General features: G+C 37.5%; 16 protein-coding genes. 12 read left to right on the top strand and 4 right to left on the bottom strand.

The genetic code is table 11. The features are described 5' to 3' along the window. Positions 1–60 precede the first annotated feature (60 nt). Positions 61–405 (top strand): Grx4 family monothiol glutaredoxin, encoded by a 345-nt coding sequence (grxD, locus tag TOL5_RS13150; RefSeq protein WP_004831217.1) that lies wholly within the window; start codon positions 61–63, stop codon positions 403–405. Between the two features lie 110 nt (positions 406–515). On the opposite strand, the gene TOL5_RS13145 is transcribed toward grxD, so the two are convergent. Further along, positions 516–3,140, bottom strand: a complete 2,625-nt coding sequence (locus TOL5_RS13145) for a Lon protease family protein (RefSeq protein ID WP_151781090.1) — start codon at positions 3,138–3,140, stop codon at positions 516–518. Positions 3,141–3,321: 181 nt separating this feature from the next. On the opposite strand from TOL5_RS13145, the gene TOL5_RS13140 reads away from it, so the two are divergent. From TOL5_RS13140 to rpmE, 4 genes are all read left to right on the top strand, one after another. Beyond that, the gene (locus TOL5_RS13140) at positions 3,322–5,508 is read left to right on the top strand and encodes an AmpG family muropeptide MFS transporter (protein WP_151781089.1); all 2,187 of its coding nucleotides are present in this window, start codon (positions 3,322–3,324) and stop codon (positions 5,506–5,508) included. Between the two features lie 311 nt (positions 5,509–5,819). Beyond that, complete coding sequence (gene gloA / locus TOL5_RS13135; protein WP_004831214.1) at positions 5,820–6,221, top strand: lactoylglutathione lyase; 402 nt, start codon at positions 5,820–5,822, stop codon at positions 6,219–6,221. Positions 6,222–6,385: 164 nt separating this feature from the next. After that, complete coding sequence (locus TOL5_RS13130; RefSeq protein WP_151781088.1) at positions 6,386–7,366, top strand: bile acid:sodium symporter family protein; 981 nt, start codon at positions 6,386–6,388, stop codon at positions 7,364–7,366. Between the two features lie 230 nt (positions 7,367–7,596). Beyond that, positions 7,597–7,821 (top strand): 50S ribosomal protein L31, encoded by a 225-nt coding sequence (gene rpmE / locus TOL5_RS13125; protein WP_004831212.1) that lies wholly within the window; start codon positions 7,597–7,599, stop codon positions 7,819–7,821. 119 nt (positions 7,822–7,940) lie between these two features. Here rpmE and TOL5_RS13120 read toward each other — a convergent pair whose 3' ends face one another. The 3 genes from TOL5_RS13120 to epmB are packed head-to-tail and all read right to left on the bottom strand — an operon-like array spanning position 7,941 to position 12,945. Beyond that, positions 7,941–10,178, bottom strand: a complete 2,238-nt coding sequence (locus tag TOL5_RS13120) for an EAL domain-containing protein (RefSeq protein ID WP_151781087.1) — start codon at positions 10,176–10,178, stop codon at positions 7,941–7,943. Further along, positions 10,160–11,914, bottom strand: coding sequence for a hypothetical protein (locus TOL5_RS13115; protein ID WP_004831209.1), 1,755 nt, complete (start codon positions 11,912–11,914; stop codon positions 10,160–10,162). Before TOL5_RS13115 ends, TOL5_RS13120 begins: the two co-directional genes overlap by 19 nt. Positions 11,915–11,928: 14 nt before the next feature. Continuing rightward, the gene (gene epmB / locus TOL5_RS13110) at positions 11,929–12,945 is read right to left on the bottom strand and encodes an EF-P beta-lysylation protein EpmB (RefSeq protein ID WP_151779804.1); all 1,017 of its coding nucleotides are present in this window, start codon (positions 12,943–12,945) and stop codon (positions 11,929–11,931) included. A 404-nt stretch (positions 12,946–13,349) separates the two neighbouring features. Here epmB and efp point away from each other — a divergent pair, with 404 nt between their 5' ends. The 7 genes from efp (at position 13,350) to TOL5_RS13075 (ending at position 22,515) form a co-directional block, all read left to right on the top strand. Continuing rightward, complete coding sequence (gene efp, locus TOL5_RS13105) at positions 13,350–13,919, top strand: elongation factor P (protein ID WP_004831207.1); 570 nt, start codon at positions 13,350–13,352, stop codon at positions 13,917–13,919. 372 nt (positions 13,920–14,291) lie between these two features. Next, a complete protein-coding gene (locus TOL5_RS13100; RefSeq protein ID WP_151781086.1) occupies positions 14,292–16,394 on the top strand; it encodes a carbon starvation CstA family protein in 2,103 nt (700 codons plus the stop codon). Between the two features lie 25 nt (positions 16,395–16,419). Next, complete coding sequence (locus tag TOL5_RS13095) at positions 16,420–16,722, top strand: YbdD/YjiX family protein (RefSeq protein WP_004831204.1); 303 nt, start codon at positions 16,420–16,422, stop codon at positions 16,720–16,722. Positions 16,723–17,400: 678 nt separating this feature from the next. Continuing rightward, positions 17,401–18,444, top strand: a complete 1,044-nt coding sequence (locus TOL5_RS13090; RefSeq protein ID WP_151781085.1) for a 2-dehydropantoate 2-reductase — start codon at positions 17,401–17,403, stop codon at positions 18,442–18,444. A 164-nt stretch (positions 18,445–18,608) separates the two neighbouring features. Further along, positions 18,609–19,568 carry an AAA family ATPase gene (locus tag TOL5_RS13085; RefSeq protein ID WP_151781084.1) on the top strand — a complete coding sequence of 320 codons (960 nt, stop codon included), beginning with the start codon at positions 18,609–18,611 and terminating at the stop codon, positions 19,566–19,568. Positions 19,569–19,581: 13 nt separating this feature from the next. Then, entirely contained in the window at positions 19,582–20,490 is a 909-nt protein-coding gene (locus TOL5_RS13080) for a DUF58 domain-containing protein (protein WP_151781083.1), read from the top strand. A 9-nt stretch (positions 20,491–20,499) separates the two neighbouring features. Continuing rightward, complete coding sequence (locus tag TOL5_RS13075; RefSeq protein ID WP_151781082.1) at positions 20,500–22,515, top strand: transglutaminaseTgpA domain-containing protein; 2,016 nt, start codon at positions 20,500–20,502, stop codon at positions 22,513–22,515. The last annotated feature ends 8 nt before the right edge of the window (positions 22,516–22,523 follow it).

Below are 22,523 nucleotides of genomic sequence, written 5' to 3'. Positions count from 1 at the left end.
GACATACTCTTTATTGTGGATTTAGGTATAATGCAGGCAGATGAGTTGAGGATTTAATCAATGACTGAACAAGCGCGTGATACAGAAGCGTTAATTCGCGACCAAATTGCTAAACATGCTGTACTTCTTTATATGAAAGGTACACCACAATTCCCACAATGTGGTTTCTCTGCTCGTGCAGTAGAGGCACTTAGCCAAATTGGTCGTCCATTTGCTTATGTAAATATCTTGGAAAATCCAGATATTCGTGCAACTTTGCCACAAATTGCAAATTGGCCTACATTCCCACAATTGTGGATCAATGGTGAGTTGATTGGCGGTAGCGATATCATGCTAGAAATGTTCCAAAATGGTGAATTAAAACCATTGATTGAACAATATAGCCCAGCACCAGAAGCAAAATAAGCCACTGATGCAAAGAAAGCACCGTAAGGTGCTTTTTTATTGCCTAATGTTGCAAGATAATAGATGAAGCCCCAATTTAGGGGGTTCATCAAGCTTAGCTTGTATGGGTTTTACTTGCATTTATTTTGCTGAGTTACAAGGTCTGCGGCATCATCAGTTAATAATGCAGGATCAATCTCAATTTTCTTGGCTTTTTTATCCTTCTTTTTTTTCTTTTTCTTTGGTTTTTCTTCGATTTCAACACCATCCTCAAGTGCTTGCCAATATTCAAGTTGAGCCATCACAGCAGCATAGATAGAACCTTTGGTATAGCGTCCCTTTTTATCCAAACTGCCGACTGGACGAGCCATTAAAATTTCCAATGCCTGATCAATCGTGTCTATGGCATGAATATGGAATTGATTTTGATTTACTGCATCTATAACGTCTTGACGTAGCATTAAATGTTGCATATTTTGACGTGGAATAATGACGCCTTGCTTTCCAGTCAAACCTTGCAGTTTACATGCATCAAAGAAACCTTCGATTTTTGCGTTAACCCCACCGATAGGTTGTACTTGACCCAATTGGTTCATTGAACCTGTAATTGCCCAAGATTGATCAATTGGCAATTGGCAAATTGCAGAGATTAAAGCTGACAACTCAGCAACCGTAGCGCTATCACCATCGACTTGTCCATAACTTTGCTCAAAGGCAAGTGCCGCAGAGAAGTGAAGGATTTGTTCACGTCCAAAGTGCGCTTTAAGGAAGCTGGACATGAGCAAAACGCCTTTTGCATGTAAAGAGCCGCCTAACTCAACACTACGCTCAATATCAAGAATATCACCACCACCTTGGTATACTGAAGCAGTTAAACGTGATGGTAAGCCAAATTCAACATCCGCATATTGGATCACAGATAAGGCATTGATTTGACCTAAACGATGTCCACGCGTTTCAATCAGCTGTGTGCCACGGGAAAGGTCTTGCCAATATAGTTCTCTTAAATAACCTAAGCGATACTGACGATGTTTGAGTGCCGTGTTGATGTGATGTGAGGTTACGAGCTTTTCATCCGATTGTGCAGCGTGATGGTGTGACTCACGGATCAAATCTCCTAAAGTCAATGCATGTAATGACAGAGAACTTTGGTCTTCTGCTTGACGGCTAGAGTCTGTAAGTAAAGCAGCCAAAGCTGAGCGATCAAAAGGTAATAACTTGTCTTGTTGAACATAGTCTGCAATCAACTGCATGTAGGCTTGTTCATTGTCATCATTTCGTTGCAAGGTATCAGTAAAATCTGCACGAATCTTAAAGACACTGCCTAACTCAGGTTCTACTTCTAAAATTTCATAATATATTTCTGGTTCAGCGAGTAAAACTACTTTAAGGTTGAGTGGAATTGAAGCAGGTTCTATAGAAATACTTCCTGTCAAAGTCAGCATATGTTCTAAAGATGACAGTTTGAGCTGACCTGATTTTAAAGCACGTTTTAATCCTTGCCATGCATATGGCTGTTCTAAGAGTTGTTCAGCTTCCAAGATTAAGAAACCACCATTGGCTTGGTGCAATGAACCTGGACGAATCAGCGTGAAATCTGTGGTAATGGTTCCGTTTTGTGTGAGTTGCTCCACATGCCCAAGTAAATTGTAATGGGTAGGGAAGTCTTCAAAAATTACAGGTGCACCAGAGTTTGGTTTGTTGCTCACCACAACATTGGCTTGGTATCTGGAAGGGACGCGATTAAAGAGCGATGGAGAAAATTCTTCGCCTTCTTGATCTAAAATTGTTTCAACATTGTCAATAATATCAGCCGCAAAAAGCTTTAAATATTGCTCTAATCCATGCACTGTTTTGAATTTATTGAGAATCTGTTCGATACGAGGAAGCACCACTTGCTTGGCAATATCACGATTGAGTTCAGAAACTTGATCACGTGCGTCATCTTCAAGATCACCTAATTGCAGACCGAGGCGTTCCAGCTTTTTATCCATATAACGCATATTGGAGTTAATTTCTGCACGTTGTTTGCTATCAAGTGCATTAATGTCTTCTTGTGACATTTCCAATACTTTGTCATCTTTGACATGGATGGGTACAAAAATATGTTCGTCGTTTCGATTGACTAGCTTTAAGTCGAGATCTTCACCTTCTTTGGTCAGTTCAACTAATGCAAGCTGTTGCTCATTGCCTGTAATCTGGCGAATGCGTTCGATACGGTTATGATAGGTTTCTGCACTAAAACGACGTTCAAGCTGCTTAAGGATGGTTTGCCAAGTTTGATGTAGCAGTGTTTGGAATTTGTTGGCTTGCCCAGCTTGAAAGCGTAATGCAATAGGTTGGCGTGCATTTTTAAAATTATAGACATATACCCAATCATCTGGTGTTTGCATCGCTTTGGCATGTTGCTGAAGCAAACGTTTAATCATGGTACGTTTGCCTAGTCCTGCTGTACCTACAGCAAAAATATTATAGCCAGAATAAGGTAGGGCAATACCTGCCTCAACAGAGGCTTTAGCACGATCTTGACCCAAAAAATTGTTTAAGGGTTTGATTCTTCTGGTTGAAGAAGGAATCTTGGAGAGATCTGGGATATGCGTCAGTTGTTCAGGTTTTAGGGCTGTGAGTGTCAAGGTATTTTGAATTTCCGTTTGATCAAAAGCAGATGGAAAATGGGTTTCAGTTTTTTGTATTAGGCTTGCAGTGTGAGTATTTGAAACAGCGGTAGAGCTTAATTGATCGTGTCTTTGGGTCACAGGTGAAATCCAAAACTTATATGGGTTGAAAGCTTTAAGGTATACAGGATTGGGGGTAAAGATCAAGCATCTATAGCGGAAATATCTGTAAAAGGCGACCTTAGTTGCATAAAAGTGATTGAAACTCTAAGCATTAAAAGGTTGAATAGCATTATTTCATTTTTCAGAAAATAACAACGCAATGACAACGCAACTATCTCAGCAATCGTCTGAGCAGAATTCAACCGCGAAAAATGGATGGAAATCTGCTTTTGCTGCATTTTTAGACCGCCGCGCTGCAATCATGCTATTTCTTGGTTTTTCAGCAGGTATTCCGATTTTATTGATTTTTTCGAGTTTATCTCTATGGCTGGGAGAGGCTGGAATTGAAAAAAGTGCTGTTACTTTTTTTAGTTGGGCAGCTTTGGGCTATTCTTTTAAATTCGTTTGGGCGCCATTGATTGATGAACTGCCAGTACCTGTTTTAACGAAAAAATTGGGTCGTCGACGAGCTTGGCTGTTGATCGCACAATTACTGATTATTTGTGCAATTTGTATTATGGCATTTTCAGATCCAGCATTGGGTCAAAGTTATATTTACCAAATGGCTGTGGGTGCTGTATTGCTAGGCTTCTCCGCTGCAACCCAAGATATTGTTATCGATGCCTATCGAATTGAGTTAGCTGAAACTGAAATGCAAACTGTACTGGCATCCACCTATAATGCGGGTTACCGTTTGGGGATGATTGTTGCAGGTGCTGGTGCACTGTTTTTAGCTGCGTCATTAGGAACAGCAAAAGGCAATTATATTTATGAGGCATGGAAATATACATATTTAACGATGGCTGTTGTCATGGTTGTAGGGTTAGTTACCACACTTTTGATCCGTGAACCACAGGTTAACCGTGTTGATAAGCACTATAAGAATATTGATTATTATCGTCTGGTTCTTGTATTTGTTTTAGCGGTTGCAAGCTTTGTATGTTTTTATATTTATTCAGATGACCTCATTCAATACCTGCAATCAATTTGGAAAATTGAAGATAGTTTTCTTAAATTTTTAATGGAAGCTGTGCGGTTTTTGGGATCAGGTGCTGGGGCTGTGTTTGTTGCATCTGTGTTGATTCGATTGGGGGTTGTCAATCAACAGATGGCTTATGAAACATGGGTGAATCCGATCGCAGACTTTTTTAAACGTTATGGTTTAAAGTTGGCATTGGTTTTATTGTTGCTTATTGGTTTTTATCGAATTTCAGACATTATTGCAGGCGTTATTTCAAACGTTTTTTATCAAGATCTCAACTTTACCAAAGAACAAATTGCTGAAGCTGTTAAAATATATGGTGTAATTTTTAGCTTACTGGGTGGTTTTCTTGGTGGATTACTTGCACAACGTATGAACATTATGAAATTAATGTTTGTTGGAGCGGTTCTGGCAAGTTCAACTAACTTGATTTTTATTGGTTTGGTGAAGTCTGGCGCGCCGATGCAAGCGGTTCAAATCCATGTTGCTGATAAAACTTTTCAAGCAACGCCTGATGAGGTGGGGTACTGGAAAGTCACAATACCAAGCCAAGATTTGGTTCAAACTAAAACATTACGTATCGATGCCGCTCTAGCAGATCAAACAGTAGCTCAGCAATATACAGTGCCTTATTTAATTGACAATGGTACTACCCAAATCAAATTATTTCCGGTCACTAGCGATAATAGCTTAACTGCTGCCGAGTCCAAGCAAAGTATTGTGATTAAAGGTCAAACAGTTGGGTTGAAACTTACTGATCTTCAAGAAGATAAACCGATTACTTTAAAACTGGATGCTAAAACTTATCCTGCTAAACTGGACAAAGATGGTTTGTTTAGTGGGACGATCGATGGAAAAGATTTACAAGCATCAGCATCTAAAACGATCATTGCAGTCGTCAATTATAAAAATCCAAAAACATCGCTTTACACTGATCAGCGCTATCAATTGACTGAGAAAAAAGTAGATATTGACGTTGATATTCAACCTGTTCCTGTGGTGAAAGCAGATACCAATACATCTGTTGAAATTAAAGGTAAGGTGATTGAGCAATATAGCTCAGGATGGTTGTATTTTGCGATTGTGGTGGATAATTTAGCTTCAGGGTTAGCAGGTGCTGCCTTTATTGCATTCTTGTCTAGTTTAACGAGTGTGTCATTCACTGCTGTTCAATATGCAATTTTTAGTTCGTTAATGACCTTAACGCCTAAAATATTAGGTGGATATTCTGGAACCATTGTCACCAATATCGGCTATCCAAAATTTTTCTTAATGACCACCTTAATTGGTATCCCAATTTTATTGTTGGTATTGTGGGTGGCAAAGTTATTAAGAGAACATCAATTAAGAGAGACGCAAGATTAAAACGACTTATTCCTATTGCTCAATTTGATGGAATGTTTTGGAAAATGACCTATTTTATCGTGAAGATAAAATAGGTTTTTTTATTGAGATTGACAAATCGAAAGTGAAAGGCAATTTATACCGTATGGAAGTTTAAATTAAGGGGCAAAGCAAAACTTCATTTGAGGCTGGACTCAGTAAAAAAGTCAGTTTGTGGTCAAACTTCATTCATCTGATATGTGCTTTAATCTTGCTAAATTGGTAAAAATTGAAAAATCGAACAGTATTGCCTATATTGACAGGCAATATCTGATTTAATAGGACAATCAATCATGCGCATGCTACATACCATGTTACGCGTAGGCAATTTGGAACAGTCTTTGGCGTTCTATACTGAAGTTCTCGGTATGACATTACTTCGTAAACGTGACTATGAAGAAGGGCGTTTTACCCTTGCTTTTGTCGGCTATGGTGATGAAGAGCATAATACTGTATTGGAACTCACCCATAACTGGGACACTGCAAGCTATGAGTTAGGCAATGCTTATGGACATATTGCGATTGGTGTTGAAGATGCATATAAAGCATGTGAAGAGATTAAGGCACGTGGTGGAAATGTTGTGCGTGAGGCTGGACCAATGAAAGGTGGAGTAACTGTAATAGCCTTTGTTGAAGATCCAGATGGCTATAAAATTGAATTAATCCAACAAGATCAAAATGCAAGAAACAATTAATCACCTAACAGTGTGTTAAATTAAGTTGATATGTGTCGTAAATAAATAGTGAACATTTAGCCAAATTAGTAGCTTTATTTTTGGAGCTCAGTAAGATTGAATTTTACCTCAAAGTAAAATTAAACTACTGAGCTTTTTCATATTTTAAATACAGGAAGTTGCTTATGAAAATGTTGAAACTATTGGCATTAGATCGCTTTACGATACTGTTGGTAGCAATGGTGCTTTTAGCTTCATTTTTACCCATTTCAGGTCAAGCAGCCGCTATTTTTGGTAAAGTTACCACAATCGCAATTGCAGTTTTGTTTTTTTTACATGGGGCAAAGCTATCTCGTGAAGCTGTGGTTGAAGGTATTCTGCACTGGAAATTACATGCTTTGGTCTTTGCGATCACATTTATTGTATTTCCTGTATTGGGGTTGATGGTTAAACCCGTACTTGAACCTATATTGGGTCAACAATTGTATTGGGGCTTTCTGTTCATGTGCTTTTTACCATCCACGGTGCAATCATCCATTGCATTTACTTCGGTGGCAAAAGGTAATGTGGCGGCAGCAGTATGTAGTGCATCATTTTCAAATTTAATCGGGATGTTTATTACTCCAATTTTAGTCAGCTTGTTTATATTTGGACAATCGAAGCACAATTACGATCCAACTTCATCGATCATTGAAATTACCTTATTGCTGTTGGTGCCTTTTATTCTTGGACAGGTTTTGCGTCCTTATGTATTTCCTTTAATGCAAAAAATGCCAAAAATTGTCAAAGTTTTTGACCAAGGTTCTATTTTAATGGTGGTGTACGGCGCATTTAGTGGGGCAGTTGTTGCGGGGCTATGGCATCAAGTCAGCTTAACCACATTAATCTATTTGGTATTGGCTTGCTCGGTTTTATTGACTGCGATTATGCTATTAGCCTTATACATTCCAAAGTGGTTGGGCTTTAGTCAGGCAGATCAAATCTCTATTTTCTTCTGTGGTTCGAAGAAAACTCTCGCCAGTGGTGTACCGATGGCACAAATTTTATTTATTGGTCAACCCTTAGGTATGATCGTATTGCCGATCATGATTTTTCATCAGATTCAGTTAATGGTCTGTGGAGTCATTGCAAACTATTGGTCTAAACAGCAACATTCAGGCGAGTAAATTTAATCAAATTGTTGAAAATAGATCGCAATCGAAATATTTATCACGTATAATGTTGCCCACTTGTTGTGCTTAGCTCTGACACTTATAGTCTCGGTGGGCCAAAAGAAATGGTCTGTTGTGGTGTTAACCTGCTGAAGATGTTCAGCCTTCCTCAAAGCTTTTTTAGATGTTTGAGAGTGGTTAATTGCGATGACAGCTAAACCTTTCTTAACTTAGGAGAATCGACCATGCGTGCCGATATTCACCCAAAATACGAAAAATTAGTTGCTACTTGTTCATGTGGTAACGTTATCGAAACCCGTTCTGCTTTAGGTAAAGAAACGATTTACCTAGACGTATGTTCAGCTTGCCATCCATTCTATACTGGTAAACAGAAGAATGTTGATACTGGCGGTCGTATCGATAAGTTCAAACAACGTTTTGCTGGTATGTCACGCTCTGTTAAGCGTTAATACGACAAAACATAAAAAAACGGGCTTTTGCCCGTTTTTTTGTGTCTATGATCAATGAAAGATTGATGTATAAAAGATTGAGTATTGAACCCCTATACTCAATCTTAAATAAACATTATTTATTGATCTTGAACATCGGTTAGATGATCGAGTTTTTTCTGGAAATATTCACCTTGTAAGAATCGAACATCAACATTCCAAGCATTTGCGAATAAACTCATATCATTTAGGTTTTTAAGCAGCATTTCCACAGGTTTAATGGTTTGATACTTTTCAAGTGTCTGCTGAAATTGAGCCATGGTCGTATCACTATTTAGCTTCTGCGTGAATTTCTCATCCAGCGTTAATAGACTGACATCTAACTGTTTTAATATCGTTTCGCTGGAAATGCTTGAGCCAAAGCGACGGATTGAAATCTCAGCACCGTGGTCGCGTAGAATTGCAAATTGCTTTTGTGTCTCGAGAATACTTTTTGCAATATCTTCTTCGTCAAACTGTAGAATCAATGGATGTGATTGACGGCTGCCAACAATGGTTAGGAGTTTAGAAATAAGCTCTGGAAATTGCTTATCGTGGAATAATACATGTCGATTCAAATTAACAATTAATTTTGCTTGTGGATATTGAGTAATAAAGTTATGAAGTTGCTTGCAGGCTTCCACTAAAATCCAGCGATCAAGTTTAATTGACAGTTCAATATCGTCATCGAGTTCAATTAAATTGCTAACTTTTTTCCATTGATTTTCAAAAATAAAACCACTTGTGACTTCATAAGTATTAAGACTACTATCATGCTTATCATAAAGCTGTTGATATTTAAGCTGAATTTCACCTTTGTCGAGAGATTGCATGATCTGTTCTAGGATCGGTGCATTTTTGAAAATTGGTTTGGCTTGTATATCTTGGGCAGCAGTATCTTGATGTGTTGGTGCAGGATCTGGTTGCGGCTTTGGCTCTAATTGAAGTGAGTTGCGTTCAAGTTGAAGTGGTTCTACAGGAGTTGAAGCAGGTTCAACTAAAGACAATTCAATTTTAGTATCTTGTAATGTTGCTGTTAATTGTTGTTCAGAAACAGAGCCTTTTTTGCTTAGACGATGATCATAGGCTTGTTCTAAAACATCACTAAAGTTGCTTTCATTAAAGCTATTTTGTTGAATGTTGGTATAACCAATTTTGATGCTTAATGGATAAGTCGTTCCATCAATTTCAAGTAATTGAGGTTTTTCTAAAGCTTGTAGACCATGAATACGTGACTCTAAAATGGCATCTGATTCTGCTTGTAAAATCACCGCATATAGCAACATGTCAATTTGATAGACTGTTGTATTGGTCTGTTCTTTAATAAAACTTTTAAAGCCATCTAAATACTGAATCGCAGTTTTCCAATTGGATAACAAAATATGATCAGGACAAGCTGCAAAACTAAATAATACCAGCGCATTGGCATTGGCGGGTTGATTAATCAGCGCATATTGGATTTGTTGCAAACTGTTGACGACAGGGCTAATCGCTTTTTTGCTCGATTCGCTGGATTGAGTAGATGTTTTTTGAGAGACAGAATGCGTTTCAATGGTAATTTGAATACAATCTTCTTCATTGGAAGGAAGAAATTCAATCTTCAAAGGATTTTCAGATTTGGCATTTTTATTGAGTGTATCGATTTCAAAACGTGCTAAATCAAATTGTCCTTGGGAAATCTTTTTAAAACGTTGTTTGAAATCGTTGATATTTTGAGGTTGTAAAATATCCAATAAAGGTAAGCCAATGATTTCATTCTCATCTTTTAGACCGAATAATTTTAGATATTCATCATTGGCTTGAGTGTGAATACCTTCTTGAATCAGTGCGACAGCTTTATGTTGTTCTTCAACCAAAGCTTGTGCCTGATTTTTTGCACTTTCAAGATCTGTCAATAAATGTTGCTTGCTTTGTAGTGTGCGGCTATAGGAGAGTGCTCTAATTAAACTGATATAAAAACGTTCAGTATATTCTAGGTTTACAACATCATAGATACCTTTTTGTATATATGATTGATATTGGCTATGTTGATAATCTTCAGGTTTTAGCAATAAAACAGGGATATCAATTTCCGCAGAAGCCTGAATAAGGGTGACCGCTTGCTCAATCTTAATATCGTAAGCGCGACCAAAAATAATTAAATCCCACGATGTATTAAGTTGTTTTTCAAAGCTTTTTAACTCATCAAGTAAAATCGCCTGTACTTGATGATTTTTGCTTTGAAATAAATTGATAATTTCATTATAGCGAATTTGATTGTCATCAATAATAAGTAATCTAGTTTCCGAGAGTTTTAATTTTTTCGATAATAATAAATTTCTCACTTTAAAGCTTCCCATACATCTTGATTATTCAAATTGGTTGATTGGAGTTGAATGAATTGTTCAATACGATGATTTTCTTCATCATTGATCAACTCAAATTCAAACTGAACAAAACTTTGGGTAATTAACAATGTTTTCGTTAAATACACCTTAATTTCATCAGTATCTAAACGCAGATAAATTGCTTGCTGTTCTTTAAAAAAAGGTAAGTTTGGCAAAATAATTGAAGTATTTGATTCATTTAGATTTGGTACCTGTACCATGAGACATGGATGATAATTAATCGTTGAGCGATCAGCAGGAACCTTTACTGCACAAGGGTAGATGTCCTGTGCTAAAACCTCTAAACCGACTTCATAGGTTTTCTGGATCGATTGTTTAATCCAGCGGATGATTGCACCTTTCCATTTATTGTTTAGGCTTTCATTGATCAAGATAAATTCCCCCGTTCTTAGATTTCGAGGGGCTTCATTTGACCAGCGAATACGATAACCGTTGACACTAATATCGAGTACTTGTGCTTGATAAATTTGTTTGGCTTCTCGGTCCAAACTTTTAATCTGACTTAAATTAGATCCCGTACTTGAACCTGTCGAAATAGAGGAATGAATATTTGATTCCGACTGAAAAGCATAATTGTTATTGAGGTTGAGGGTTTCATAGAAATTTTTAGCTTTAGATAGATAAAAATGTGCTGTTTGTAAACTAAAGCAGATTTGCAGTTGAGCTGAGTATTCATAACGTTCATGACGACGCTCAATGGTTGTTCCTAATACATTTTGTACATGAAACTTTAAGGCAGCTGATAAATAAATCTGCTCATTCTTCGATAAATATTCAGTTTCTTTATGAATAGTTAAATTAATATGTTCAAGTAAATTTTGCGTGGAAATATATAAGGATGTATGAAAGTTTGCATGTTGTTTGCGGTTATAGATCGGTGGTATATCTTTAGAACCATCAACAATATAACGAGAAAGACTGGTTTCTCTTGGTAAGATTTGGACCAATTTCACCCAGTCAAATGTACATTGATATAATGCCTGAGTTTCAGATGGGCGAATTTGATGCGTATTGAAAATATCCAACAGTAAAACTTGTGCATAGGCTTGTTGGATATTATGAATAGTAAAATGTGTACCTTGTAGCTGATTGATATTTATGCTGAATTCTTGGTTTTTAACAGCGAGCTCATATAAATGGTGTGTAGTAAGCCATTGATGGGTTAAAGGACCGCTATAAATCATTTGTTGCTGAACAAGCAACAAACCCAATTGTTCTAATGCATAAAATGTTGCCAAAGTCCGAGCAGTTTGCAAATTTCTCTTTTGTTTAAAATTAAAAAATGAGAATTTACTCGATGTTAATGTTTGATGGCTTCTTTGCACGATGTTGATGTAAACATTGGCAAAATAGGTACGAATTCTGGAAGATAAATCAATGATATGCTCAATTCGATCTGTTTGAGAAAGCCCTTGATTCAGAATGCTTTTTTCTAAACTGGATAGAATGCTTTCCGTAATCGGGTGCAACACCTGAATAAGGTCAAAACGGAGCATTTCACTACAGTTTAGCTCTGCAATTTCACAAATCGCATTTAAAACAGACTCAGAAGTGTCGCCCAATTGCATGATTGAGAGCGTTGCCACCCATGCGCTCACAGAATCTACAGAGGGATTTGCAAAACTTAAACTTTCTCGTTGTAGAACCGTGATATTTTGAAAAATTTCAGAAATTTCTTTATTTATCATGAGCGTTTCAACTCTTAAAAGGTTGTGACTCCAAACAGCGGTGTTTTATTATTTTCTCCCGCAACTTCTCGAACCAGTTTTGGGACTAGATATCCAGGTAAGCTGGCTAATACATCCTTGTAGATCTGATCAATTTTTTCTGCCCCCAAATCAAAATGATATGCACCTTTGACCTTATCTAAAACGTGTAAATAGTAAGGTAAAACTTGTGCTTCAAAAAGTCGCTGACTTAAATCAACGATTGTTTGTGCAGAATCGTTCACACCTTTAAGTAAAACGGCTTGATTCAACACAAGAATATTTTGTTTTGCCAAGTGAGCAAGTTTTGAACATGTCAAATTATCGAGTTCAGCTGGATGATTTGAGTGTACCACTAGAATCACACGTAGCCTACTGTTTTTCAATAAAGAAACCAGCTCTTCATCGATTCTTTCAGGAATAACAATAGGAACTCGTGAATGAATTCTCAGGATTTTAATTTGACTTAGAGATGCTAGACGTTCTAACCAGAGTGCCAGTTTGCGATTTGATAAGGTTAGGGGATCCCCCCCACTTAAAATCACTTCATTAATTTCTGGATGTTGCTCTAAATAGTTTTTAATATTCAGCCAATCATCGTTTTTAGGTAGATTTTCTTGATATGGAAAATGTCTACGGAAGCAATAACGGCAGTGAACTGCACAAGCACCTGTTAAGGTCAATAAAAAACGTGATCTATATTTATGTAAAACACCTGGAATTTGATTTGCCTGTTCCTCACCCAATGGATCCGTTACAAAACCTTCATGTTCTTCAAGTTCAAGATGATGGGGGAGTACCTGTAAAAGAAGGGGGTCTAACGGATTGCCTTTTTCCATTTTTGCAACAAACGCTCGAGGTACACGTAATTTAAATTGAGCAGTTGCAAGAATTGCACCAGACAATAATTGTTCTTTCGACAATGTGAGAAGTTCAAGTAATTCGAGTGGATCAGTCACTAAATCACTGAGTTGAGATTGCCAATTTTGCTCTTGATATAAATAATTTAACATGCCACGTGTGATAAATAGTCAATGGAGGAGAAAAGGGTTCAAATGTCTATTCAGATTAAATCTGTCAGATTGGACATAATAACATTGTGAGCTGTATCTAAACCTATACAGCTGATTCATTACATCGGACCGAAAGGAGAGTCAATCAGTGCAAAAAAACAATGAATCGGAGATTTTACCCTCAATCTGACAGAACATGGGTAATTTTTCATTGCTTCACGACGTATTGCTCATTTAGAATACGAAAAATGTATAATACATTCTTTATTGTTGAGAGTGATCATTCTGGGTGTGTTGGCAATTCAGCGATTTTGAAGTGTTAAATAGACCCGATTACAAATCAGATGATTTGTTGATCGCATGACATTAGAGATTTAAATTAGTAAGTTTGGAGTGTGCCTTTCATGGCCTATTATTCTACAAATGATTTCAAAGCTGGCCTAAAGGTTATGCTTGATGGTAACCCATGTTCAATCATGGAAAACGAATATGTAAAACCAGGTAAAGGTCAAGCGTTCAACCGTGTAAAATTACGTAACCTTAAATCTGGTAAAGTATTAGAAAAAACTTTCAAATCAGGTGATTCATTAGAAGCTGCTGACATCGTTGAAGTTGAAATGGATTACCTTTACAACGATGGTGAAATGTGGAACTTCATGGATCCTGTATCTTTCGAGCAAATTGCTGCTGATAAAGTTGCGATGGGTGATGCTGCGAAATGGTTAAAAGATGATTCAAATGAAAAATGTACCATTATGCTGTTTAATGGTGTGCCATTAACAGTAAGCCCGCCTAACTTTGTGGTGTTGAAAATCGTTGAAACTGATCCAGGTGTACGTGGTGATACTTCTGGTGGTGGCGGTAAACCAGCGAAGCTTGAAACTGGTGCTGTGGTACGTGTTCCATTATTCGTACAGCAAGAAGAAAGCGTTCGTGTAGATACCCGTACAGGTGACTACTTAGAGCGTGCTTAATCATTTTTCAATGATGATGCGAGGGATGATGAAAATCATCCCTTTTTTTGTTTTTAATTTGAGTTGAGCTAGGGGCGTTGACAGTAGCGAGTTATGGATAAATTTCCGACTAAAGTCGTAGATCGACTGAGAATAATTAATAGTAGAGTCGAATAGTCGGAATATGACAAGAATGATAAAAATAACATTGTAATAGTTTAAGTCATTGTGATGTCATGCTAATAGTACATATTCAAACCAGTTTTACATCCAAAGTCTTAGATGAAAACAAAAAATGAGGAGTAGAGTCACCAGGGAAAGAGTCACACGGAAATGCATTACGCTTTATAAAAACAATGGAACTGCTTTTTGTAATCAAGATGTGAGGTTTTAATGGAAAATATTCAGACAAAGTCATCGCCCTTATCAAAGTTGGTCTGGGTGATTGTCGCCATAATTGGTGCAGTATCTTTTGGAATACTCGCAGTCAGTAAAGGTGAGCATGTCAATGCTGTTTGGTTGGTGCTTGCTGCAGTGTGTGTGTATAGCATTGCATATCGTTTTTATAGTTTATTTATCGCCAATAAAGTTTTTGAGCTCAATCCGAGACGGTTAACCCCTGCACATCGTTTAGCTGATGGTCTGGATTATGTGCCAACCAATAAGTATGTGCTTTTTGGTCACCATTTTGCAGCAATCGCAGGCGCAGGTCCATTAGTTGGACCTATTCTTGCCGCTCAAATGGGCTACCTACCTGGAACAATTTGGCTTTTAGTCGGAGTGGTCTTAGCGGGTGCTGTTCAGGATTTCTTGGTGCTATTTATCTCAACACGTCGCGATGGACGTTCATTGGGGGAGCTGGCAAAGCAAGAACTTGGCTCATTTGCTGGTGTTGTGGTGATGCTGGGTGCATTGGGGGTGATGATCATTATCCTTGCTGTACTGGCATTGGTTGTGGTTAAAGCGCTTGCACACAGTCCGTGGGGCGTATTCAGTATTGCCGCAACCATACCAATTGCCTTGTTCATGGGGATATATATGCGTTATATCCGCCCTGGACGAATTGCAGAAGTGTCGATTATTGGCTTTGTTTTGATGATGGCTGCAATTGTGTATGGTGGTAATGTTGCTGCTGACCCTTATTGGGGACCATTCTTTACTTTAACTGGGACTCAACTGACTTGGGCACTGATCATTTACGGATTTGTAGCTTCAGTATTACCTGTGTGGTTGCTATTGGCGCCACGTGATTACTTATCAACTTTCTTAAAAATTGGTGTAATTGCAGGTTTGGCAGTGGGTATCATTGTTGCCATGCCGATGTTAAAAATGCCTTCTGTAACGCATTTTGTTGATGGTACTGGTCCTGTTTTTGCTGGATCAATGTTCCCATTCTTATTTATTACCATTGCCTGTGGTGCGATTTCAGGCTTTCATGCCTTAGTTTCTTCAGGGACTACACCTAAACTGGTAGATAACGAAGTCAATATTCGTGTTATTGGTTATGGCGGCATGCTCATGGAATCATTTGTCGCGATTATGGCAATGATTTGTGCAACTGTACTTGAGCCTGGTGTTTACTTTGCGATTAATGCGCCTGCAGCAGTATTGGGTACAACTGTAGAAAGTGCCGCAGAAGCAGTACGTAATCTTGGTTTCGTAGTGACGCCAGAAACATTAAGTCTACTGGCTAAAGAAGTAGGCGAAAGTACCATTCTTTCTCGTACTGGTGGTGCACCAACATTTGCAATTGGTATGGCACATATCATCACGGATATTTTTAATAATCGTTCGATGATGGCGTTCTGGTATCATTTTGCGATTTTATTTGAAGCATTGTTCATTTTGACTGCGGTTGATGCGGGTACGCGTGCTTGTCGTTTTATGGTTCAGGATACCGTGGGTATAGTTGTTCCTGCACTTAAAAATTCACATAACTTCTTTGGAAACATGATTGGTACAGCGGTGGCGGTTGCTGGCTGGGGCTTCTTTGTGTATCAGGGTGTTGTTGATCCGCTGGGTGGTATCAATAGCTTGTGGCCTTTATTTGGTATTGGTAACCAAATGCTCGCTGCTATGGCGCTTATTCTTGGTACGGTCATTCTATTTAAAATGAAAAAAGAAAAGTATGTGTGGGTCACGATTGTACCTACAGTTTTCTTATTCATTACTTGTATGACAGCGGGTTGGCAAAAAATATTCCATTCAAATCCAAAGATTGGTTTCTTGGCACAAGCAGATAAATTCTCAGCGGCAATTGCTCAGGGTGAAATTTTAAAACCTGCAAAAACACTTGAAGAGATGCAAACGATTGTTTTATCGAATCAGATCAATGCAGCATTGTGTGCATTCTTTATGATTGTTGCGGTCGTAATGCTGGTTGCCGCTATTGGGGTAATTCGCCGTGCATTGGCAAGTCCAACACCAACAGTTAATGAAGCGCCTGCAGTATATGCTGACCCTGAAGAAACTGTTGTCACGTCTGCAAAGCATTAATTGACTTATAAGTGAGGTGAGTAAGATGAATCTTAAATTCGCCAAAGGTGGTAAGACGGTAATTTATAAAATCATCAAAATGACCATCATGTCGCAAAAGGATCTAATTTTTAATCCTAAGAATTGGTCAAGAATTGCAACATTGTGGACACGCTTACAGCAGAGTTTTCGTTTGATGGTTGGTGTACCAGATTATCAAAACTATTTGGAACATATGAAAAAGCATCATCCTGATATGGATGCAATGGATGAGAAAACTTTTCATCGTTACTGTGTAGATGCTCGTTATCCGAGTGCTGGTGGTACGATGAAAAAGTGTCCATGTTGAGATGAGTGTGTAATCACATGGAACAGTACTTTGATGCTGTTTTGAATGGTAGTTAAAACGGTACTTCGGTGCCGTTTTTCATTGGATAGTGATTTAGTTAAGGTATAGTCAATCTGATGAAAAATTCATACAGTAAAATATCATTTCTCTTAATTATTAAAATTAAAGCGCTCAATAAATTGTTTGATGAGCCAAAGCTTGCACTGTCACGCTTTACTTCTAAAGTTTAAATTGTTTTGCGTAGGCGACACTTTACTTTTCAGAGATGAAAAGTAACGAAAATCTTTCGTTTAACAGGGATCTTGTGCTGCAAACAAAGCAGTGCTTTGTTTTTGCTCACATACCCTCGCTCAACATGGCGACTCACGATAGCAAGTGCTTCTATGATTCAAAAGGGCGAAGTAAATGAATGATCAAAATCTTCTAGTGGGTGTAAATGTTATTAAATATTAATTATTTACAGTGATATATTTGTATGAATTATTAGGCGGTTTAACTATATTCGCTATCATTTTTATTCCGTGGACTTAGGTAAATTGTGATTGCAAAGCGTTATTGCAAATTGCCATGAAATAAACATTATGAATTGTCGGATAGCGGACAGTTCATTTCAATTATCTCAGATAAAATGTTGAATCAGAAAAATGATAGAAATATATTTGTTAAAGGGATGTTGAGATGAAGATTTGTATTTATGGCGCGGGAAGTATTGGGTGTTATATTGGTGGTCGATTGGCTGCATCAGGTGTAGACGTTACATTTATGACCCGTCCACGCATGTATGATGAATTATCCAAATCTGGTTTGAAACTTACGGATTATTTAGGGAATAACTTATCTATACCTGCAAATGAACTAAAATTATCACAAGATCCGAGTATTGCTTTAGATGCTGATATTATTTTTGTCTGTGTTAAATCAGCGGCAACTGAACAAGTCGCCAAAGCGCTTCAGAAAATATTCGTTCAAAGTAATGCTGATCTTAAGCACAGACCTTATATCCTGAGTTTTCAAAATGGATTAAGTAATGTTGCTGAACTTAAACAGTTTTTACCAGATATGACAATCTTAGCGGGGATGGTTCCTTTTAATGTGGCTGCCTTGGGATCTGGACATTTTCATCAAGGTACATCAGGGGCAATTCATGTCAAAAAATTTTCCAAACAACAAGATTTAGCCCAACTTTTTCAGAAATCGCAATTAGATATTGTATTTGATCAGGACATGCTTGCTGTGCAGTGGGCAAAAATTTTACTTAACTTAAATAATTCTATTAATGCCTTATCAAAATTACCTTTAAAAGCACAATTATCGAATCAGCAATATCGTCAATGTCTCGCAATGGCGCAACAAGAAGCACTTGATTTACTGGATTTGGCGCAGATCAAGCCTGCAAAGTTGACTGCAATTTCTGCACATTTGCTTCCTAAAATCATGAGTCTGCCGAATATTTTATTTAAAATATTAAGTCGTAAAATGCTGAAAATTGATCCGTTGGCTCGTTCGTCTATGCAAGATGATTTGATTGCAGGGCGAAGCACTGAAGTTGATTGGATTAACGGTGAGGTGGTGAAGTTAGCACATCGACTCAACACCCAAGCACCTATTAATCAATTGCTCATTGAATTGATTAAGCAAGCTGAGGTTTCAGATATTGAATTTTCAATAAGTGCAGATGATTTAAAATCAAGATTAAACCATGCTCAAAATAGATTTGTATGAACACATAATTTAGCCCCTAAATTAATCTTTAAAGAATGATAAGAATCGGTTTTTAGTCGAAATGAACCAAGTGGTGAAATTCATGAATTGTTGCACTTTGAGTATCCCTTAAAAACGTGTATGTTAATCAAATTACTTAAAAAATTACGATTGGGGAAAATAAGGTGATTTGGGGAACAACACAAGGAAATACACTGCAACAGAATTCCGAATTAAGTGATTTAGACTTATCACGTTATTATCCGAAGGTTGATGAGTTCTTACTGCAAATTAACCAAATCATTTTAGATAAACAGCAACAAACAAAACTTGCCTTGTGTAGTTTATTGGCTGGAGGGCATTTGCTCTTTGAAGATTTGCCAGGCTTAGGTAAAACGACTTTAGCCAGCAGTTTGTCTCGTTTAGCAGGGCTTGATTTTCAACGAATTCAATTTACCAATGATATGCTGGCCAGTGATGTGATTGGGATTAATATGTTTAATCAAAAAGAACATCAATTTGAATTTAAGTATGGACCTATTTTCACTCAAATATTACTTGCGGATGAAATCAATCGTTGTAGTCCAAAAACCCAAAGTGCATTGTTGGAAGCAATGGAAGAGGGTAATGTCACAGTGGATGGTGTCCGTTATACACTGCCACAGCCATTTTGGGTGATTGCAACACAAAACCCACTTTTTCAAAGTGGTACGTATAGCCTACCTGAATCTCAGTTAGACCGCTTTCTAATGCGATTATCCCTAGGTTATCCATCACGTTCAGCAGAAAAATTACTTTTACAACAACATTCTCGTCATGACTTAATCGAAAATTTACAATCCATTTTTAAACAAGAAGAGATTCTGCAATTACAATGTATAGTCAATAACATTGCAATTAATGATTTGGTTTTTGATTATATACTTGATTTAGCAGAAGAAACCAGAAAGGGACGTCATGGGTTGTCTACGCGTGGTGTATTGGCATTGAAAAAGGCTGCTCAAGCGCATGCATTTATTGAAAAAAGATCATTTGTAATTGCAGATGATGTACAAGCCGTATTTGTTGCAGTTACTTCGCATCGTATAGGATTGGGTGAGTCTGAAACTTTAGCTTTGATGCAAAAAGTTCCTGTTCAAGGTTAATTGGGATTTGACCATGTTTGCTAAAAGATTCGTGCAATGGTTGCATCAAAGATTTCGTTATACAGGTATACGCACACTCAAACAAAATGAAGTCTTAGTCTTTATATACCAACAAGGCTTCCTCTATCTTGTGCTTATTTTGATCACATTTATTGCTGGAATTAACTATTCAAATAACTTAATTTTAGGTTTTTGCTTTTTAATAAGTGCCATCTTGTGTATTAGTTTTTATTTGAGTTTTAAACAATTGCATGGTGTGACAATAGAAGTCATTGTGGATGAAGTTGGCAAGGTTAATGAAGCTTTTAAAGTCACCGTGATTTTGCAACAACATCGTGCAAGCCCGAAGTTTTTAAATTTTAAATTCGATGATCAATTACAGCCTTTTTTATTTCAGGATAAACAACAGCGTGTTGAATTAAATTTTATACCGCAAAAGCGTGGCAAATTTTCAATTCCTCCAATTCAGATTTATTCAACTTATCCACTAGGCTTAGTCCGAGCATGGACTTACATTTATCTGACCCATGATTATTGGATAGCCCCTGAAGCAAAGTCTGGTGTGCAAAATTCACATATTCAGGCGAATACTGGTCAACCTGATTTGGACGAGTTTAAAGAGTTAAGAAATTTTAAAATTGGTGATTCATTACAAAGTATTTCATGGAAGCAGGCTGCTCGAGGACAAGGACTTTTTGTGAAGCAGTTTGAAGATTTACTCGATACCCATGCCATGCAAATTGAATATGCAAAAATGCCCAGTGCAGAACATGAAGAAAAACTCAGTTTAATGATGGAATTGGTTGATCGTTGTGAACAAGTACAATCACCTTATTGTATTATTTTACCGCATGCTCAGACTGAAAATGGTGTAGGGGAGCAGCATTATATTCATATCAAAACTTTGTTGGCGCAAGCTTGAGGAGTGGGTATGAATAGATCAATTCAAGTTTCAATTTTAGTTGCCTTAAGTTTGATTTGGTTGGCACAGCTTGCTTATATGCCAATTGCCTTGTCGATATTGTTCTTGGTGAATATCCTCGGTTTAGGGGGGTATTATCATAAAATAAATACTCATCAAACACTCAATGTTCCTCGTTTTTTGTTGCAAGCGCCGAAGCTATTATTTGCATTTTTTGCCTTATTAATTATCTATCTGCACACTCAAACATTTTTAGGCGTAGAAGCTGGAACTGCCGTACTTTCTACATTCTTATTTGCCAAAGCATTTGAAACCAAGTCTAAACGTGACTTTATTATCCTGTTTAATTTTGCTTTGTTTGTGAGTGCAAGTTTATTTTTACACAGCCAATCTTTTTTAATGGCTGTTTTAGTATTGTGCTGCTTAATCAGTTGCTTGGTTGGATTGTACCGCGTACAGACAGCCAATTTTGAAATTAAACAGCCTGTTTTACAATCTCTTAAAAATGACTCATTCCATATCGTTAAGTTTATTGGTTTGGCTTCACCCTTTTTTATTTTACTATTTTTGTTTTTTCCACGCCTGCCTCCACTTTGGCAAATTCCGATTCCCAATAATCAAGCGGTGACAGGATTGAGTGATCGAATGTCCCCAGGTGATATTGCATCATTGTCGCAATCGAGTACCTTGGCTTTTCGAATTATTGGAGACATGAAACAGTTTCCAAGCCGCAATGAGTTGTATTGGCGAGCGATGGTATTGGATCGTTATGATGGCACAACTTGGACAAGTGATTTAACCAATAAGCAGAGCAAATCCTATTCCAAAATAGCAGGTCAAGTGGATGGATTTCATTATCAGTATTTAGCCAGTGATCCAAGTCAGCAGTGGATCACAGGCTTGGAAAAATCGATACCGATAGAACAACGTTTTGAACTACATCAAGACTGGTCTATTACACCGAAACGGCTTGTACAACGGGTGCAACCTATCGAATTGCAATGGATTGGTCAGCGTATACAGGATGTTCAAGCACCGGTGTTTGAACAATTGATGCTTAAAAATAATCTAAAATATCCTAAAAATCGTGATCTACAAGCGCAGAAGTTTGCAGTGAGTATGTTTCATCAAAGCCAAGAAAACCCTGATATCTATATTCAAAATATTTTAAACTGGTATAAAAAAGAGAATTTTGTTTACACGCTGGCTCCGGGGAAATTGGGGAATCACCGAATTGATGAGTTTTTATTTCAATCAAAACAGGGTTTTTGTGAACACTATGCTTCAAGCTTTGTTTTGCTTATGCGTTATGTCGGAATACCTGCTAGGGTTGTCACAGGTTATCAGGGCGGAGAACTTGCACCTGACGGAAAAAGTTGGGAAGTACGTCAGTTAGATGCTCATGCATGGACAGAAGTGTATCAACAAGGACAATGGCGTCGAATTGATCCTACAGCCATCATTGCGCCGATGCGAATAGATCAGGGAATGCAAACGACCATAGATGGCAATGCTGCGATTTTTGGGGATGCAGCTTATTCAAATTTACGTTTTCAGCATTCATCCGTATTGAGAACATTAAGAGTCTGGAGTGACTACGCAAGTTTTCAATGGCAAAGCAAAGTCGTGGGTTATGATGCGGAAAAGCAAAGTGGGTGGATGAAAAAACTGGGGCTAACTTCAGTCTATAGTTATGGACTAGTTTTAATTTTTGGAATCATTGGATTGTTACTGATTTACTGGGGAGTGATAAAACTTTTTCGAGTGCGTCAGATGTCTGAACTTGAGCGCTTGATTTTTAAATTTAATCAGCAGTTACCTGAGCTAAATCAAAAAGCACAATTTGAAACTTTTCAACAATGGATGTCTCGTTTAGCAAGTCAGGTTGAAGAAAAAAGTTCCTTTGAACAGGCAAATCAAGTTTTTCAAAAAATCACGTATTTAGCTAATGAAAATCAACAAGATATTCAAAAAATTAAGAAATTGCTTAAAGAGTGTTCGAATGCGTTAAAAGCTAAAAAATAAGTCTTGTC

Origin of the sequence: Acinetobacter sp. Tol 5 (assembly GCF_019702905.1) — a bacterium.
GTDB classification, from domain to species: Bacteria; Pseudomonadota; Gammaproteobacteria; order Pseudomonadales; family Moraxellaceae; genus Acinetobacter; species Acinetobacter bereziniae.
The sequence above is the reverse complement of the archived record's forward strand: the minus strand, read 5'-3'. Positions and strand labels throughout refer to the sequence as shown.

Coding starts and splice junctions, on each gene's coding strand:
- grxD (WP_004831217.1), top strand. CDS start 61: ATGACTGAACAAGCGCGTGATACAGAAGCGTTAATTCGCGACCAAATT.
- TOL5_RS13140 (WP_151781089.1), top strand. CDS start 3,322: ATGACAACGCAACTATCTCAGCAATCGTCTGAGCAGAATTCAACCGCG.
- gloA (WP_004831214.1), top strand. CDS start 5,820: ATGCGCATGCTACATACCATGTTACGCGTAGGCAATTTGGAACAGTCT.
- TOL5_RS13130 (WP_151781088.1), top strand. CDS start 6,386: ATGAAAATGTTGAAACTATTGGCATTAGATCGCTTTACGATACTGTTG.
- rpmE (WP_004831212.1), top strand. CDS start 7,597: ATGCGTGCCGATATTCACCCAAAATACGAAAAATTAGTTGCTACTTGT.
- TOL5_RS13120 (WP_151781087.1), bottom strand. CDS start 10,178: ATGGGAAGCTTTAAAGTGAGAAATTTATTATTATCGAAAAAATTAAAA.
- TOL5_RS13115 (WP_004831209.1), bottom strand. CDS start 11,914: ATGATAAATAAAGAAATTTCTGAAATTTTTCAAAATATCACGGTTCTA.
- epmB (WP_151779804.1), bottom strand. CDS start 12,945: ATGTTAAATTATTTATATCAAGAGCAAAATTGGCAATCTCAACTCAGT.
- efp (WP_004831207.1), top strand. CDS start 13,350: ATGGCCTATTATTCTACAAATGATTTCAAAGCTGGCCTAAAGGTTATG.
- TOL5_RS13100 (WP_151781086.1), top strand. CDS start 14,292: ATGGAAAATATTCAGACAAAGTCATCGCCCTTATCAAAGTTGGTCTGG.
- TOL5_RS13095 (WP_004831204.1), top strand. CDS start 16,420: ATGAATCTTAAATTCGCCAAAGGTGGTAAGACGGTAATTTATAAAATC.
- TOL5_RS13090 (WP_151781085.1), top strand. CDS start 17,401: ATGAAGATTTGTATTTATGGCGCGGGAAGTATTGGGTGTTATATTGGT.
- TOL5_RS13080 (WP_151781083.1), top strand. CDS start 19,582: ATGTTTGCTAAAAGATTCGTGCAATGGTTGCATCAAAGATTTCGTTAT.
- TOL5_RS13075 (WP_151781082.1), top strand. CDS start 20,500: ATGAATAGATCAATTCAAGTTTCAATTTTAGTTGCCTTAAGTTTGATT.